11 protein-coding genes and 1 pseudogene are annotated in these 18,139 nt (G+C 51.8%); 7 read left to right on the top strand and 5 right to left on the bottom strand.

Features of this window, described 5'->3' with window-relative positions:
• A complete protein-coding gene (locus tag AAGR08_RS22105) occupies positions 1-10,794 on the top strand; it encodes a hemagglutinin repeat-containing protein (RefSeq protein ID WP_345830195.1) in 10,794 nt (3,597 codons plus the stop codon).
• Positions 10,791-11,087 (top strand): hypothetical protein, encoded by a 297-nt coding sequence (locus tag AAGR08_RS22100; RefSeq protein WP_345830194.1) that lies wholly within the window; start codon positions 10,791-10,793, stop codon positions 11,085-11,087. Before AAGR08_RS22105 ends, AAGR08_RS22100 begins: the two co-directional genes overlap by 4 nt.
• Positions 11,088-11,137: 50 nt before the next feature.
• Here AAGR08_RS22100 and AAGR08_RS22095 read toward each other — a convergent pair.
• A pseudogene (locus AAGR08_RS22095) lies at positions 11,138-11,316 on the bottom strand (SymE family type I addiction module toxin).
• A 592-nt stretch (positions 11,317-11,908) separates the two neighbouring features.
• Between AAGR08_RS22095 and AAGR08_RS22090 the strand changes: the two are divergent.
• Together AAGR08_RS22090 and AAGR08_RS22085 are read left to right on the top strand one after the other, a co-directional pair.
• Positions 11,909-12,250 carry a hypothetical protein gene (locus AAGR08_RS22090; RefSeq protein WP_345830192.1) on the top strand — a complete coding sequence of 114 codons (342 nt, stop codon included), beginning with the start codon at positions 11,909-11,911 and terminating at the stop codon, positions 12,248-12,250.
• Between the two features lie 38 nt (positions 12,251-12,288).
• Positions 12,289-12,861, top strand: a complete 573-nt coding sequence (locus AAGR08_RS22085) for a pyridoxamine 5'-phosphate oxidase family protein (RefSeq protein WP_345830190.1) — start codon at positions 12,289-12,291, stop codon at positions 12,859-12,861.
• A gap of 127 nt (positions 12,862-12,988) precedes the next feature.
• On the opposite strand, the gene AAGR08_RS22080 is transcribed toward AAGR08_RS22085, so the two are convergent.
• A complete protein-coding gene (locus tag AAGR08_RS22080) occupies positions 12,989-13,795 on the bottom strand; it encodes an OBAP family protein (RefSeq protein ID WP_345830188.1) in 807 nt (268 codons plus the stop codon).
• Between the two features lie 335 nt (positions 13,796-14,130).
• Between AAGR08_RS22080 and AAGR08_RS22075 the strand changes: the two genes are divergently transcribed.
• Complete coding sequence (locus AAGR08_RS22075; protein ID WP_345830186.1) at positions 14,131-15,216, top strand: aldo/keto reductase; 1,086 nt, start codon at positions 14,131-14,133, stop codon at positions 15,214-15,216.
• Positions 15,217-15,533: 317 nt separating this feature from the next.
• Here AAGR08_RS22075 and AAGR08_RS22070 read toward each other — a convergent pair whose 3' ends face one another.
• Entirely contained in the window at positions 15,534-15,737 is a 204-nt protein-coding gene (locus AAGR08_RS22070) for a general stress protein (protein ID WP_064740224.1), read from the bottom strand.
• A gap of 456 nt (positions 15,738-16,193) precedes the next feature.
• On the opposite strand from AAGR08_RS22070, the gene AAGR08_RS22065 reads away from it, so the two are divergent.
• Together AAGR08_RS22065 and AAGR08_RS22060 are read left to right on the top strand one after the other, a co-directional pair.
• Positions 16,194-16,700 carry a DUF892 family protein gene (locus AAGR08_RS22065; protein WP_097098303.1) on the top strand — a complete coding sequence of 169 codons (507 nt, stop codon included), beginning with the start codon at positions 16,194-16,196 and terminating at the stop codon, positions 16,698-16,700.
• 215 nt (positions 16,701-16,915) lie between these two features.
• A complete protein-coding gene (locus tag AAGR08_RS22060; RefSeq protein ID WP_320204534.1) occupies positions 16,916-17,086 on the top strand; it encodes a hypothetical protein in 171 nt (56 codons plus the stop codon).
• A gap of 6 nt (positions 17,087-17,092) precedes the next feature.
• Here the strand turns inward: AAGR08_RS22060 and map are convergent, their stop codons facing one another.
• Positions 17,093-17,875 carry a type I methionyl aminopeptidase gene (gene map / locus AAGR08_RS22055; protein ID WP_345830183.1) on the bottom strand — a complete coding sequence of 261 codons (783 nt, stop codon included), beginning with the start codon at positions 17,873-17,875 and terminating at the stop codon, positions 17,093-17,095.
• Complete coding sequence (locus tag AAGR08_RS22050; RefSeq protein WP_097098305.1) at positions 17,872-18,117, bottom strand: ParD-like family protein; 246 nt, start codon at positions 18,115-18,117, stop codon at positions 17,872-17,874. The genes map and AAGR08_RS22050 overlap by 4 nt, the downstream gene beginning before the upstream one ends.
• Positions 18,118-18,139 lie beyond the last annotated feature (22 nt).

Below are 18,139 nucleotides of genomic sequence, written 5' to 3'. Positions count from 1 at the left end.
ATGGACGATCGTCAACCCGTTTCCCTCGCCCGTCGCGCGCTGAGCTACGTCATCTGTTATCTGGTGGCGGTACAGCCGATGCTGCCTGTAATGGCGGCACAAATCACGCCGGTCACGCCTGGCACCCAGCTGGATGCCGCCGGTAACGGCGTGCCGGTGGTGAATATCGCTACGCCTAACGGCGCAGGCATATCCCACAACCAGTATCAGCAGTACAACGTTGGCAAAGAGGGCTTAATCCTTAATAACGCCACCGGCCAGCTTAATCAGACGCAGCTCGGCGGCCTGATTCAGAACAACCCGAATTTGAAAGCGGGTCGAGAAGCGCAGGCGATCATCAACGAAGTGGTTGGCGCTAATCGTTCGCAGCTCCAGGGCTACACCGAAGTAGCGGGCAAAGCCGCTAACGTAATGGTTGCCAACCCTTATGGCATCACCTGTAACGGCTGTGGCTTTATCAACACACCCAACGTTACGCTCACCACCGGCAAGCCGCAGCTGGATGCCAACGGAAATCTGGCCGCGCTGGAGGTGACAAAAGGCTCGGTGATCGTCGAAGGTCAGGGACTGGACGGCAGCAACGCCGATGCGGTGGCGATCGTCGCACGCGCGACGGAGATCAACGCCGGGATCTATGCGAAAGATCTGTCGGTGACAGCGGGGGCTAACCGCGTGGGTGCGGAGGGTTCCGTGACGCCGATTGCTGGCGAAGGTGCCGCGCCATCAGTGGCAGTGGATACCGGTGCGCTCGGCGGCATGTACGCCAACCGTATTCATTTGGTGTCGAGTGAGAAAGGGGTTGGGGTTAACCTCGGTAATTTGGTGGCGAAACAGGGTGATATTCAGCTCGATGCCAGCGGCAAGCTGACGCTGAACAACAGCTTGAGTAGTGGGGCGCTGACAGCCAATGCGGATTCGGTAACGCTCAGCGGCAATAACAAAGCGACCGGGCAGATCGCGGTAAATGCGCAGCAGGATATTGCACTACAAACGGGTGCGCTGGTCAGTGATGTCGGGATAGGTTTAACCGCTAAAGGCACGCTTGAAGCCTCGGGCAGCAATCTGACGGCGGGGCGTGATATTCGTCTTAGCAGTGCAGTCATTTCGGTGGATTCAGCCTCAGGCGGCAAAGCGGGTGGTGATATTCAGCTGCAGGCGCAAACCCGTATCGACAACAGCGGCCAACTTACGGCCAGCAAAAATCTCACTGCAAACGCACAGCAGTTGAACAACACAGGCATGCTGGCCAGCGCAACGACCGCGATTACGGCAGGCAGCCTGCAAAACCGCAAAGGCGCCGCGATTTCCGGTTCAGAATCTGTGTCACTCAGCAGCAAAGGCCTTTTCAACCAAGGCGTATTCTCCGCACCGGTGCTGAGACTTGATAGCACACAGATCGATAATAGCGGTTTGATTCAAGGCTCAAACTCCCTCGGCATTACAGGCAATCTCCTGACGAACCTTGCAGGTGGCACGCTGAGCTCTGATAACAGCTTTGCGTTGAATTTGCCGGAGCTGAATAACAGCGGGCTGATCACCAGCGGTGCCACGCTGTCGCTGGGTGGTGGTAACCTCATCAACCTCGGTGAAATTAATGCGGCGGACATCGCTGCGCGCAATCTGGCTTTCACTAATCAGCAGGGCGCGCTGCTGATTGCCGATCACCGTCTACTACTTCAGAACAATACGCTCATTAACGGCGGTCAGATAACCGCAGATCGACTGGATATCGATACGGTATCAGTGGACAACGCGGGTGCGCTGCAGGGCAATCATTCTCTGCAAACCCAGGGCAAACAGCTGACTAACAGCGGCACGCTGCTGAGTGGCGGCCAGATGAGAGTCAGCGCAGACAAGCTTGATAACCGCGGATTACTGCAGGGAGAACAGCTGGCGCTCACCGCTGTTGACTGGCAAAACAGCGGCAACCTGCTGAGCGCTGGCGATGCAGATTTGACAACCGGCACGCTGGATAACAGCGGAAAAATTCTTGGTCAGCAGGGATTGAATGTAAAAGCTCACTCCATCGATAACAGCGGCTGGCTGATGGCACAGGCGCTTACGCTGCAGAGTGATTTAGTTAACAGCGGGCTGATTCAGGGCAGTGATGCACTGACCATTGCGGGCGATAAGCTCAGTAATAAGATCAGCGGCCAGTTACTGAGTGCCGGCACGCTGGCGGCTCAAGCTGACAGCCTGGATAATCAGGGCAGCATTCAGGCCGACACGCTTGATATGAAGTTGCAAAGCTGGCAGAACGCCGGCCTCGCTCAGGCGACCACGCAATTAATTGGTACGCTGAACGGCGCACTGGAAAACCGTGGCACACTGCTGAGCCAGAATGATTTTGCCCTCATCAGCAACGACATCATTAATAGCGGTACGCTGGCAGCCGACCGACTCAGCATCACCGCACCTCAGCTGACCAACGCCGGACTGCTGCAGGGTAACAGCTCACTCTTGTTAAATAGCGCGAGTATCACCAACGCCGCCAGCGGTCAGCTTATCAGCGGCGGTTCGTTGACGCTTTCCCCGGTACAGCTGACGAATACGGGCCTGCTACAGGTGGCTGGTGACTTCAGCATTAACGGTCACAACCTGACCAACAGCGGGCGCATCACCGCAACCAATCTGAATGCAGACCTGAGCGGCACGCTGAATAACAACGGGCAGGGTGTTTTGCTTGCCCAGCGTCAGGCGGATATTCATGCCAGCGAGCTGAACAACGGCGGTTCGATTGCGGCACAGCAGTTAAATGCGACAGGTGATGTGCTGAAGAACCAAAGTCTGCTCCAGGGTGACAATGGACTTAGCGCGGATTTCAAACAGTTCAGCAACCAGGGCGCGGGGCAGCTACTGAGCAACGGTATTCTTGCACTTAAAGGTGCAACAGCTAACAACGCCGGTGTGTGGCAGGGCAATAGCATCGACTATCAGTTTGGATCGCTGACCAACAGTGGCACCGTTTACGGTATTGACTCACTGAAAGGTCAATCTGACGGGCTGCTGGATAACCGTGGCAGTCTGACCGCGGGCGGCAATGCCAGCCTGACGGTGGGTAATCTGCAGAACAGCGGTAAAGTGCTGGCCGATCGTCTGGTGTTACGCGGGAGCAGCCTTAGCAACAGTGGCCTATGGCAGGGAACATCTTCGCTGGATGCGCAGTCAAGCGGCGCGTTGACACAGACAGCTGGCGGCAAAATGCTGACTGGCGGTGACCTGCTGCTGAACGCTAACGACCTCAACACATCCGGCACAATCCAGGGTGACAAGGCGCAAATCAACGCAGACCGCTGGCAGAATCAGGGCTCGCTGCTGGGCACCACTGATGTGTCAGCTGAGGTTGAGGGTGAGCTGCGCAATAGCGGTGAAATCCTATCGCAAGGCACGGCACAGGTCAGCGCGCAAGATCTGAACAACAACGGCTCGCTGCTGGCGGATAAAGCGATGACGCTGAGTGGCGCTGCGCTGAATAACAGCGGCAGCGTGCAGGGCGAAACGCTCGTAATTACCCCGGCCAGCGTAACCAATCAGGGCAGTCTGATTGGCTTGCAATCTCTGACTATCGGTCCGGCGCAGGCCCGCAGTTTCCGCATGCTGGCGGTACAGACGCCGCCAGCACGGGAATTAATCAACAATGCTGGCGGTCAGCTGCTGACGCAGGGCACGCTGAACATTGCCGGGGATGTCATCACCAACAACGGCAGCTGGCAGGGACAGCAAATCCTGCTGAACGCCACCCGCCTTGCCAACAATGGCGCTATCCAGAGCGCAGGCGATCTGACCCTTAACCTCAGTGAGGCGCTGTCGTCCGTCACCGGCAGCAAAATCACGGCGAACGGCAATGCCGCACTTAACGCACTCAGCCTCACCAATCAGGGACAGTGGATTGCCCGCAACCTGACGTTACAGGGAGCGACGCTTAACAACGGCGGCGAGATATCGGGCGTTGAAGGGCTGACCACCATGTTGTCGGGCGCGCTGACGCAGCAGCAAAACGCGGCGCTGCTGAGCGGTGGCACGCTGGATGTGCATGCAGCAACCGTGGATAACGCGGGCCGAATGCAGGGCAGGAATTTATCACTCAACAGCGGCGTTATTACCAACAGCGGGCGCATGCAGGGCGACAACAGTCTGCAGCTGAACGCCGGCGGACGCCTCACTAACAGCGCCAGCGGTACGTTACTTAGTCAAAACGGCCTGACGCTGATCACACCCGAACTTTATAACTACGGCCTGATTCAAGGCGCCACCAGCCGAATTACCACCAGCGGCCTGGTTAACAACAGCGGCAAAGTACTCTCTTCGGCGGATCTCACGCTCAGCGCGCCACAGCTGACTAACAGCGGCTGGCTGCAGGCTTCGCAGCTGGTCATGAATGCGGCCAGCGCCAGCAACAGCGGCACGTTTATGGCGGATCAGCAGGCGACACTCACCGGCACCAGCCTGCAGAACCAGGGCACCGCGCAGGGCGGAAACCTGACGGTGAACTACGCGCAACTCACCAACAGCGGCACGCTGCTGGGCGCCAATCAGCTGAATGTTAAAGCTACACAGGTGACGCAACAGGCGGCGGGTAAGCTGTTCAGCGGCGGTAACCTGCTGCTGGAAAGCACGGGATTTGATCAGCTTGGACAGCTGGTGGCGCTGGGCGATGCGACGGTCAAACTCATCAATAGTTTTACCGCACGCAACACGCTGGCCGCAGGTAATCGCCTGACTATCAGCAGTAACGGCGCGATTGATAACCAGGGAACATTGCAGGGCCAGGCGCTGACGCTGAGCGCAGGCGGCGATCTGACGAACAATGGCCAGCTCACCACCGGAACCGGCGACAGCAGTCTGAGCGGTAACCGCATCAGCATGAACGACGCAGGCACGCTGCAGGGCGGTGGCAATGTTGCGCTGATCAGCCGCAGTGACGTCACGCTCAACGGCTTTACCGGCACGCGTGGTAACCTCACCGTTTCCTCGCCGGGCAGCATTGTGAATACGGCGCTGCTGTATGCCGGGCAGAATCTCTATCTTTACGCCAACAGCATTAAAAACCAGCGCGGCGATATGCTGGCGGGCAACAGTGTGTGGATGCAGCGCGACGCGGCGGGCAATGCCAATGGCGAGGTGATCAATACCTCGGGAACTATTGAGTCGCAGAATGGCGATATCACGATTAAGACTGGGCATCTGCTGAATACACGTGATGGCCTGAGTACCAGTGAAGAGATAACTGAGCTTGCTATCCCGTCATGGGCGAATGGAACGAATATCAGGATCCCATTCTCGTGGTTTAAACCCGGCGATTACTACCAATACGTCAGTGGGACTCAACAACATCATGGACATGGTGATGACTGGGAAACCCACACCTACAGCTATGCACCTAATGCTGATGTCCAAGTGCAAAAGGTTGCGTATCAGTCCATAAACGTGACCGCAAATGCAAGCGGAGGAGCAGGGCGCATTGCGGCGGGAAAAGACCTGAATGTGCTGGCCGCGCAGCTTGATAATTCCGCTTCTTCTCTGCTTGCCCGTAACAATGTGACGCTGTCAGGCGGGGAACTGAAAAACCAAAGTTGGACTGATGGTACAACCACGGCTTATCAGATTTACCGTTATAACGGTGGCGCTACGTCCAGTTCATTTGGCTACACGCTCGATGGCAGTCCGGTATATGAAACTACTGGTAGCGGTAACGTATATCGCAGCGTCATTCAGGCCGGCGGCAACGTTAACGCCACTTTCAGTGGTGATATCAGCAATACCTCCACCACTCCTAATGCCATCTGGATAGGCACCACGGTCAGTGCGCCTGCATTAACTCACCTCGCCGCAATCAGCCAGGTGGCGGCTCAGCAGCGCCAGCAACTCGCCGCCACAGATAAGGTGGCGATCAATTCACCGGAATGGCGCGATCAGCTGCAAAATGCCCTGCAGCAGGTCAACGGCGGCACGTCGCTGCAAAACGCACAGCCTGAAACTGTTGGGCTCTCAAATCACAATGGCAAACAACAGGACAAGGCGAACCTTGGGAAGGCCGCTGAACTGGCGTCAGGCAGCGCAGTAAAACCCTCGGCTCTGGGCAGCTATGGTGCTTCAGCGGTGGATACCAGCGCCTATCCACTCCCAACCAGTGACAATGGCTACTTCGTCGCGGGCGACAGCAGCAGTCCTTATCTCATCACCGTAAACCCAAAATTAAACGGTCTTGGGCAGCTGGATAGCAGCCTGTTTGGTGACCTCAATCAATTGCTGGGTAAACAGCCCGGCAGTGCACCACAGGAAAGCCGTCAGCAGTATACCGACGTAAATACCTTCCTCGGCTCGTCCTATCTGCTGGACAGGCTGAATCTCAAGCCAGACAACGATTACCGCTTCCTCGGCGATGCGGCGTTTGATACGCGTTACGTCAGCAACGTTGTGCTGAATCAGACGGGCAACCGCTATCTGAATGGCGTGGGTTCCGATCTGGATCAGATGCGTTACCTGATGGATAACGCCGCCGCGTCACAGCAGGCTTTAGGCCTGCAGTTAGGCGTGTCGCTTAGCGCGGATCAGGTTGCTTCACTGGATAAGAGCATCATCTGGTGGGAAGCCACCTCGGTAAATGGCCAGACGGTGATGGTGCCGAAAGTGTACCTGTCCGAGAAAGATGCGGCGATGAACAACGGCAGCGTGATTGCCGGGAACAACGTGACGCTTTCTGGCGGCAACATCATCAACAGCGCCAGCAGCATTGTGGCGCAGAACAGTGTCAGCGCAGACAGCCAGAACAATATCGACAATCTCAATGCCGGGCTGATCAAAGCGGGAGGCGACCTGCAGCTGGGCGCGCTGAATAACATCAATAACGTCAGTTCGACGATCAGCGGCAAAAAAGTGGCGCTGGAGAGCGTTAACGGCGACATCAATAACACCACCGTCAGCTCACAATGGACGATCGGCGGCAAAGGATCGATGCAGGCGAGCAAGACGCTAATGGGCCAGACGGCGGCGATTACGTCACTGGATGCGCTCAGCCTGAAGTCCGGCAACGATATCAACATCACCGGCGCCTCACTGAATGCGGGCGGCGATCTGCTGCTCAATGCCTGGCACGATCTCAGTCTCAACAATATTGAGACCAGCGAAAGCCGCCAAATCGGCAACAAGGAAACCCATAGCTCAGGTACTGAACGCACGACGGTTTCCAGCGGCGGCAACCTGACGCTGATCGCCGGGCAGGATATTACCAGCCAGGCAGCAGCGCTGGCGGCGGAAGGTGATGTCGGACTAAAAGCGGGCCGCGATATTAATTTGAACGCCGCAGCATCCGGTTCCGGTAACAGCGAGCGCGGCAGCAAGAAAACGGTGATTAACGAAACCGTGCGCCAGCAGGGAACTGAAATAGCCAGTGGTGGAAGTACAACGCTAATAGCAGGCCACGACATTACCAGCCGGGCGAGTGACGTAACGGCTCAACAGGACATTACGTTACATGCCGGGAATAACGTGGATCTGGGCACTGCAACAGAGAGCGATTATTACTACAAAGAAGAAACCAAAACCAAAAAAGGTCTGCTCAGCAAAAAGACGACGCACACCATTCAGGAAGACAGCACAACCAATGAAAAAGGCACACTGCTGAGCGGGAATAACGTCTCGGTTTCTGCCGGAAATGATGTGCTGGTTACCGGTTCACAGGTAGTGGGTGATGGCAAAGTTGCGCTGAACGCGGGCAATAATGTCGAAATCACTGCCGCAACCAACACGGATTCAACCTGGCGATTCTCAGAAACCCGTAAAAGCGGGCTGATGGGCACGGGCGGGATCGGCATCAGCATTGGCAGCAGTAAAACGCTGCATGACGTGAAGGATAAAGGCACCACTCAGAGCCAGAGCATTAGCACGGTGGGCAGCACCGCCGGTGATGTTTCAATTACGGCCGGTAAGCAGCTTCAGGTCAACGGGGCCGATCTTATTGCCGGTGGCAACATGGCTTTGCAGGGCGATAGCGTCGCAATCACTCCGGGTCATGATGTGCGGACGCGTGACGAGCGATTTGAGCAACGTACTAGTGGCCTGACGCTGGCGCTATCCGGCGCAGTGGCGGAAGCCGTCAACAGTGCCATTGCCGCAGCGCAGTCTGCAAAGCAGGAGAGTGACGGTCGATTAGCCGCATTACAGGCGACCAAAGCGGTACTTTCCGGCGTACAGGCGAATCAGGCAAGTCAGCTCGCTCAGGCGAATGGTGATCCTAACAACGGCGTTGGCATCAGTCTGTCGCTGACGACACAAAAATCCAAATCACAGCAACACCAGGCATCTGACACGGTCAGCGGCTCAACAATCAACGCTGGTAAAAATCTAAGTATCGATGCTACCGCCAAAGGAAACGGCATCAACAGCGGAGACCTGCTGATTGCAGGCAGTCAGCTGAAAGCCGGCGGCGATACCTCTCTGCATGCTGCAAATGACATCACACTGGCTGCGGCTGCTAACACACAACAGACCACCGGGAAGAACAGCAGCAGCGGTGGCGGCATTGGCATCAGCTTTGGCATGGGGTCGGGCAGTGCTGGCCTCAGTATCTTTGCCAGCGTCAATGGCGCGAAAGGACATGAAAAAGGCAACGGCACCGTCTGGAGTGAAACCACGCTGGACAGTGGAGGAGATGTGTCTATTACCAGCGGCCGCGATACAACACTCAGCGGTGCGCAGGTTAATGGCAACAGCGTCAAAGCGGACATTGGACGTGACCTGACGATAACCAGCCTGCAGGATAGCGACAACTATGACTCGAAGCAGGTGAGCTTTGGTGCGGGAGGTAGTTTCACTTTCGGCTCTATGACGGGCTCAGGTTACATCAATGCCAGCCAGGACAAGATGCACAGCAATTACGACAGTGTTCTTGATCAGAGCGGCATTTATGCCGGTAAAGGTGGCTTTGACATCACGGTTGGCAACCACACGCAGCTCAACGGTGCGGTCATTGCCAGCCAGGCAGATGCCGATAAAAACCGTCTTGATACCGGCACGCTTGGCTTTACTGATATTCATAATGAGGCTGATTACAAAACCCAGCACCAAGGTATTGGCATCAGCTCAGGCGCAAGCATGGGTGGGCAGTTTGCCGGTAATATGGCTAATACTCTCCTTGCCGGAGCCGGCAGTAACGGGCATGCAGATGGCACTACACAATCTGCCGTGGCTGACGGTACGATAGTCATTCGCGACAAGGCTAATCAGCAGCAGAATTTAACAAGCCTAAGCCGCGACACTGAGCATGCTAACGACAGCATCAGTCCGATCTTTAACAAAGAGAAAGAGCAAAAGCGTCTCCAGACCGCGCAGATGATAGGCGAGATTGGCGTGCAGGTAGGGGATATAGCACGGACTCAGGGCGCTATTATCGCCACGCGGGAAGCCAATGAGAAGATGTCCTCTCTGAGCGAATCAGATCTGGCTAAAGCAAAGTCTGACTGGGAAAAAGCCAATCCGGGTAAAACTGCGGGTGACGATGAAATCGCTAAGCAGGCCTGGCAGAACAATTATGATGCCGCGTTCAGTGCAACAAAGCTGGGAACGGGCAGTGCTGTACAGCAAGGCATCCAGGCGGTAACGGCTGCAGTGCAGGGGCTGGCCGGTAATAACATCGGCCATGCAATCAGTGGCGCAGCCACCCCCTATCTGGCAGAGCAGATTCACAAATATACCAGTGGCAACCCTGAAGCGCAGGCGATGGCGCATGCCGTAGTCGGTGCCATTGCCTCTTATGCCTCCGGGCATGACGCGCTGGCAGGTGCAGCGGGTGCCGTCAGCGGTGAGCTGATGGCAAAATTTGTGATGGGTCAGCTATACCCCGGCAAAACTGCCGACAACCTTACAGAAACGGAGAAGCAGACTGTTAGTGCATTAAGCACACTTGCGTCGGGACTTGTCGGTGCCACTGTCGGAGGTAATACAGCTGAAGCGGTTAATGCTGCTCAGTTAGGGAAAAACGCTGTTGAGAATAATCACCTCCATGCGGATCAGGCGCTGACGTTCGATAAAGAGCTGTCGGACTGCCGGAAATCAGGGGGTGACTGTCAGTCGGTTATTGATAAATGGAAACAGGTCAGCGACCAGCAGAGCGCTGAAACCGACCAGAAACTAAAGGATAACCCGCTGGAAGCGGTGGTGGTTGATAAGGAACTGGCTCAGGGTGGCGTCGATATGACAGAGCGCCCCGGCTGGCTGGGCAATCTTCCCGGCGTGGACGTGATGACCAGCGAGGAAGCCAAAGCCTACGTCCAGCAGTGGAACGGTCAGGATCTGGCAAATATCGATGTAAACAGTCCTGAATGGATGAAGTATGCAGCTTTCGTATCTGATCCAGAAAATCAGGCGGCATTGGCATCGCTGGGAACTTTGGGTAAAGATCTTGTCCTGATAGCAAAAAACAGCTTTACGACAAAATCTTTATTTAAAGAAATGACAAATCAAGGCATTAAATTTACACCTGAAAATGTCGTTGGTGTTGCAAAGGATAATAGTGGAAGAATCATCTTCCTTGAGAAAGGTAATTCTAAAGCAGGTTTACAACATATTGTGGAAGGACATGGTAGCCAATTTGCACAAATAGGAGTATCAGAAGCACGTATTCCTGATGTAGTGATGAAGGCCGTAACTGATGGTAAAGTAGTAGGTTATCAAGGGACTGGCACAGGTCGACCAATCTATGAAACCATGATAAATGGCAAGAAATACAATATTGCTGTTACCGTGGGAAATAACGGATATATCGTAGGGGCTAACTTACGAGGCTCAGTAAAATGAAAGAAATAAAATTAATGGCTGATTATCAGTGCCATCCATTATGGGATATATCTCCAGAAAATTATGGGGACATCTCCCCTGAAGAATTACCAATATCTTCGAAATTAAAAGATAGGCTTAGAGAGTGGGCTGAACGATACGATGCCATACTCAATATCAATGATCCGGTATCATCTGGTTTTAAAAGTGAAGAGGAAAAAAAACAGTTTATTGATGATGGTTATAAACTGGCACATCACCTTCAGGAAGAGCTTGGAGATAAATATAATATTATTTACCACTCTGAATATTAATAAATCCCGGCCACCGCGCCGGGATTTTACGTTTTAAACCCGGTTAGTTATCATTCCTCAGCCAGCCGGATGATTAGTTGCCCTGCCTCCGGGATTACTTCGATCTTCTGGCCAGTCTCAAAGCCAAAATCCGCCATCCAGTGCCCTTTCAGGGTGATGGATGGCGATGGCAGATGTGATCACGATTATAGCCCACGGTATAGCGCCGCGCTTTGTAGTTGAGCCGTATAGTGCTAGACGCTTTGAAAATTATGGAATGACGGGGCGTAGGGAAGTTACAACCCAAACACAAGAAAATCGTGCTTAGAAAATGTTTGATGAGTTAGTAACCAAGAATATAGAGGTAAAAGTTGTCAAAGAATAGCAACATTAAACTAAAAAAAATCATAGCTGATCTTGCTATATTCCTTGATTTTACAAGCGAGAAACAGCTGGCTTCGGATATTTCTGTAGAAATGATGGAGCACATGGCAGCAGAATTATAGCTATTAGGCGCGGAGTATAGAAAAGATATTGTCAGGGGCTTCTTAGTCATATCGTCAGAATATACTGAAGATAAAAGCAAATTCGTGAAGGAATTACCTGATTCATTAGGACTAATTTAAATAGAAAGAACCCGGCTAAGCCGCCGGATTTTTAATATGTCACTTGACCGTCAAATCCACTTCCCGCTGTTGCAACCGGATCACACCCGGCGTAGCAACAGTAATACGTGTCCGTCACGTCATGATTTTATTCGTGAAGAATGCTAATATATTTAACCTTCAGCCACGGTAACGCTTTGGAAATACACACTTCTGATTTAGAATCGTGCCGGACCCATGAATAATCAGTTTAAAGATATCAATGAAAAAAGTAACAGTATCTCAGCCTTTCTAAGTGGACTTTATTGTGTAATCTGCTTCTTTGTTTTAGCTGTTGTTTTTCGCTATGTATTAACTTATCTCTATACTAATGAGTTATATGTCAGTTCGGGTGATATTTACAAAAACATTTTTAATGAGTTGCGTGGCAGGCATTGGCGGCAGCATAGCCTCCTGGATTATGAAAAAATAGATGAGCGTAAGAAACAGCCTAAATTACCGCAAATTAATCGCGTGGAAGTTTACAGCGTCATCAACGGTACCGCTTGCTTTAATGAGATGAAAAATGATTTATGTTGAGTAAGCGAAACTACTATTAGTATTAGCAGGAATATGTTATGCCACTGTATCTTGAAGACATCGATAACGACGCCTGGAATAAACTGGAGGTGGGAGCCGCTGCCGCTGACTCAGGATTTCACTTCATTACGCTCGGTTCTATAGATGAACAAGGTCATCCACAGGCGAGAACGCTGGTATTACGTCGTGTTGATCGTATGAAGTGTGTTCTGGAGTTTCATACTGATGTGCGCAGCCCTAAATGGCTGGCGCTTTCGGCTCATCCTAAAGCCACAGCCCTTGGCTACTGTAATGAAACACGAATACAGCTCAGACTTTGCGGAACGGTAGAACTGCATGCACAAGGGAGCGAATGTGCCGAGTTAGCGTGGGAACAATTATCGGACAACACCAGAAAAACCTATGCTGGGCCCGCGCCAGGCAGTGATGTTGTTAGTAATAACTATCATGGCTGTAATATTGACGGCAGTGGCAAAGTTAATTTTGGCGTAATAGTGCTGCACATCAATCTGCTGGACTGGTGTCTGTTAGCGAGGGATAACAATCAAAGAGCGTTATTACATTACAGTGCGGCTGGAAAACTCAAAAACTGTAAATGGGTTAATCCATAATATGCCATGTGCAGGCTATTATTAATTTCTTTTGGAGATAGCTCATTATTTTCAGGTAATCGCTCAATTTAACGCACTAATCGGCATGAGCCGCGATACTTTCATACCGCGACCATGCCGACGAATTTCACTGCTTCCCGGAAGCAATTTTACGTTGATTTTGCTCTGAGGTGCCGAAATGGGTAGTGTCATTGTGCCCGTGTTCAGCGGCCCCTTCCACCAGCTTAAGTTGTACGACATCGCCTTGTTGCCAGGCATCGGCCCCGGCTGCAACGGGACGCGCTACAATATCTTGCCGCTGAGATTTAATCGCTTGGGTATCAGTTTTAAAGCGACGATCGCGATCTTTCAGCAGAGCCGGATCAAGCTGGCCTTCACCGGTAAAGCCCATCATTAGCGCTGGAATACCCAGAGGCAACGTTTTGTTTCTATCGGTGTGCCATGTATGCCAGGTTTTGCCGTAGGTATTTACTATTTTACTCATTAACGCTTTCTCAGCCACCGCAGGCAGGCCAGGCGCAATTAAACTGCCAGACTTAACTTCATATTGATGGCTATGCCAGAGTTTTTTTTCTTCGGGCGGCAACGTTTTAAATAGGCGTTCACTAATAATGTATTCGACACCCATTAGCCTCGCATCTTTGGTATTGCTATCATAAATAACAGCCTGCATCACATCGTCATTAAGTATTGTTACATAATGATGTGCTTCCATCTGACCATTTTTGTCGCCATTGTAAAAATGAAACCCATCAAGATAGGCGCTGATGGCTTCCACCGGCGGTCGAGATTGCATCACCTGGGCACCTGTTTCAAGCGTTTGCATTTTGGCAGAGGTTTGATTGCCCGGCAGCGGGGTGTGTGGTGGAGTATTAGCGCCACCGCAAGCGACTAATAGCGGAACGCTAAGCATCATCAGAGGAAAATATTTCATAGAATGTCCACTTAATAAATTGTATGTATAAGATAGACCAATTATGAAATAGGAACTGAAATAAACGCTTTTAGAACCAAAGTTTATTATAAATGTGTGGCACAAATGATTGTCGCGGATGAAAATGGTGAGCCAGCGTGTTCATAGCTATTATAGGGCGGTAATGGCACCAGAAATGGATTAATTATCATCAATGCTTGTTGTTAAATGATTATTCTCCTGCAGCGATTTGCGTATCGTGCAAACGACTTCTATGCTTTTGGCAAAATGATTTTTAAAGCGTGAAACGATTGCGATTACGATCGCCTTTTTAAAGTTGTAGAGGAGGAAAGTAAATGCAATATAAAAAACTGGGCCATTCGGGTCTACTGGTGTCTCGATGTGTGTTGGGCACAGTTCCATTTGCGGGTAAAGCGGGTTTTGAAAAAACGGGCAACGTGAATGCTGCAGAAGCGCGCAGATTTATCGATATCGCGTTAGATCATGGCGTAAATATGATCGACACGGCCGACCTCTACTCAATGGGGGGCGCTGAAGAGGTTTTAGGTGAGGCGCTGCGAGAAAAACGCGACCAAATCATTCTGGCCAGCAAAGCCAGAAGCCCTCTGGGGCAGGATCCTAATGCCAGTGGAGCAAGTCGTTTTCATTTAATCAAAGCTTGTGAAGCAAGTTTAAAGCGCTTAAAAACCGATCGTATCGATCTGTACCAAATTCATAATTGGGATGGCGTAACCTCGGTAGATGAGACTTTGCGTGCCCTGGAAGATTTGGTTAAAAGCGGCAAGATTCGCTATTTTGGCACATCAAACTACACCGCATGGCAGATGATGAAAACCTTGGGCCATGCGGAAGCACAGCGGCTATTGAAACCCGTCAGCCAGCAAATCTATTACACGCCAGAATCGCGTGAAGCCGAATATGAATTATTGCCGATGGCGCGGGACCAGGATATCGGCACGCTGGTTTGGGGCCCCCTGGGCGAAGGTTTATTAACCGGTGCCGTTGGTCGCAATAAAAAGGCGCCGGCCTCAACTCGCCAGGGCAGCGGATGGCCTGAGCCGTATGTGCATGATATGGAGCATGCGTATCGCGTAATCGAGGTGCTAGAGGAAGTGGGAGCAGAATTGAACGCTTCGATAGCGCAGACTTGCCTGGCATGGTTAGCCAATCGGCCCGGGATTACATCGTTGATCGTTGGCAATAGAACCGAGACGCATCTACGCGAAAATTTACAGGCCTTCGAGTTAAAACTGAGTGAAGCGCAGCGTAAGCGTATAGAGCAGGTAACGCGTCCCGCTCCTAACTATCCCTATTGGCACCGTTTCACCAGCGGCATGGACCGTATTGACCCTGCTGAACAGCCATTTATTGATGAACATCAGCAAACGTTAGATGGCAGAAAAGATCAGGCAATTAAATAACCTGTTAGTTATCTAATATAAGCGAACCCCAAACGTTTATGGTCAAAAGCAGTGCCAGAATATATCTATCAGCCCATGATTTATTATTAGCCTGCAAATGTAATTTTATCGTTAATAAGCGAAGGGTAAAACCAGGATAAGCGAAGCGGTAAATAGAGTTGGATTGATCAAGAAACAAACAATTAGCGGGGTTTATCTTAGAAAATAACTCTCCTGACGTCGTTGATTCTGTATTTAAGCGAAGCGTAAACACAGGGTCAGGAGAGTGTTGTACAGAAGTAAAACGAAGTTAAACGTGTATTGTCGTTAGGCTAATGTTATTTGCGTCGGCTGATCTTTCCTCCTTTTCTTCCCGCTTCAATGGCACGCTCCGGATCGTTTTTGAAGTTGCCGCTGCTAGCCTGGCCGCCCTTGCGCCCAGCCTCAGCTGCGCGTTCCTTATTCTCTGCGAAGTTACCTGCGCCACCACGACGTTGCGGCTTTTTTTCTTCCTCATCGGGTAGCTTCTTAGCGTCCGTCATTGGTTCTCCTCTCTGTATTAATACCAATGTCATGCAAAATAAATGTAGTGCCGTTTTTACCAGATTCAAGTCTGGATTAATCTTAAGCCTTAATTTCGTAAAGCTCGATGACCTAACTATCAGTCAATTTTTTATTCATGTCATCATGAAAGTTCCATGAACTATGATTATTGTTTTTTTAACGGAAAGAGGGAAGCTTTCTCTTGGAAATAATAAGCGAGACGGTAAGGGTTGTTACATTTAACCCGGGATCGCAAATCTTTGGCTCAATACTTGCGCAGCGGCACTTGCTTGCTACGTTTAATTAATCTGCTTATTCAGCCTTAATTGACGCTTCGCTTATTTTAAGTTTATTAGCCTAAATGAGCCGATGTTTAACCCATCAGGTCGCTAACGAGCAGCAATCTTTCCTCAACGCTGTTTTTTAGCCAGACATCTCATTTCTGGAGCAAATTGATGACTAAGGATTTTGTGTATCTGGATTGGCTGCGCGATGCGCATGCGATGGAAAAGCATGCTGAAGCGATGTTACAAGGAGCCGCTCTGCGTCTGGACGATTTTCCCCTGCTCAAGGCGCGTATTGAGCAGTATCGACACCAGACGCAACAGCAGCACCAGCAGGTCAAAGACGTTCTCAAGCGTTACGATACGAACTGGTCGGCACTGAAAGATGCGTTAGGACGCATGTCGGCGGTTGGACAGGCGGCCAGTGATATGTTGCGGGACGAAGAGGGCGTGCGCATTGCGGTGAGCAGCTACGTGTTCTGCAATTATAAAGTGGCAACCTATACTGCGCTGTTGGCCGCTGCGCAGCAGGCGGAAGACAGTAAAGGCGTCAAAACCTTTCAGCGTATCCTGCAACAGGAGACGCAGATGGCCGATTGGCTGCTCACCCAGCTGCCGGATGTGGCGAATGAGGCGATCATGCATCGCACTGAAGCAGACATATCGAGTGCGATTTAGCTCCACAGCCTGGTCAGTGACGGTGCGTCGCTGACCAGGCTGTTTTTAGTTATCTGCATCCCTCGATAAACTCAAATAAAACCTTTAATCACTATCAACTCGCATATCAGTGAAGCGGCAATCGATAACTGCTCAGATATTGCTGATTAACGGTCACAGCATCTTTCATTTTCAAAGGCACCGCTATCTCCTTTGCTCAATGATTGCTGGATGGGGTGACTGAAGTTCAGGAGCAGCAGCTGAGTTTTGTGCCGCTAAAAAATAGCGTGATGCGGCCACTCACCTTAGCGCTTTGTACTGCGCCGTCACGCCAGTTATCGCGTGCGGCGCAGAGAGTGATTCAGCGCATTACGCAGGTGATTGAGGCGATGACGCCGTCAGCCTGATGCAAATTAGATCGCAGGGTATTCACCGGTGCCTTCCGGCCACGGCGTCAGCAGATCAAAGCCGGTTTCGGTGACGGCGATGGTATGTTCCCACTGCGCCGACAGCGAACGGTCTTTGGTGACCACGGTCCAGCCATCCGATAACACACTGGTGCCAGCTTTACCGGCGTTAATCATCGGTTCGATGGTGAAGATCATACCGGCCTGCAGCGCCAGTCCTGCACCCGGCGTGCCGTAATGCAGAATCTGCGGATCGCCGTGGTAAACCTCGCCAACGCCGTGCCCACAATATTCACGCACCACGGAAAAGCCGGCCTTTTCCGCTACCTGCTGAATCGCTGCACCAATATCGCCCAGCGTCGCGCCCGGTTTCACTACCTTGATGCCTGCCACCATTGATTCATAGGTGATATCCACCAAGCGCTTAGCGCGAACCGAAGGCTGTCCCACGTAATACATGCGGCTGGTGTCGCCGTACCAGCCATCCTTAATGATACCGACATCAATATTAACGATATCGCCATCCTTGAGCTTTTTCTCACCGGGAATGCCGTGACAGACCACGTGATTTACCGAGGTACAGGTGGTGCGCGTGTAGCCGTGATAGCCGATATTTGCCGGCACCACTTTCAGCTCATTCACGATGTATTCGTGGCAGATGGCATCCAGTTCATCGGTGGTGACGCCTGGTTTGACAAAAGGCGTGATGATTTCCAGCACTTTAGCGGCAGCATGCCCGGCGGCGCGCGCCAGTTCGATCTCTTCAGCAGTATGCAGTTTGATACTCATTGCGCGATTCCCTGCGGAGTAAATGAAGGTTGCTCGAGCAGCTGCGCTAAATCAGCACCGCTGTCGCGTTCAACGCGCATCAGTAAGCGCGTCAGTTCCTGATGATTGAGTGCCGGATAAATCTCGGCGAGCATGCCGATTTTCATCCAGTGTTCTGCCTGTGCGTTGATAGAACGGCTGAGTGCGGTACTGCCAATGCGCAGATTTTCATGCATTAAATCGGAGATTTTGACGATGCCCATGATGTAGCCTGTATATGAAACG

Origin of the sequence: Pantoea sp. BRR-3P (genome assembly GCF_039621635.1) — a bacterium.
GTDB lineage: Bacteria > Pseudomonadota > Gammaproteobacteria > Enterobacterales > Enterobacteriaceae > Pantoea > Pantoea floridensis.
This window is presented reverse-complemented; position numbering and strand designations above follow the sequence as displayed.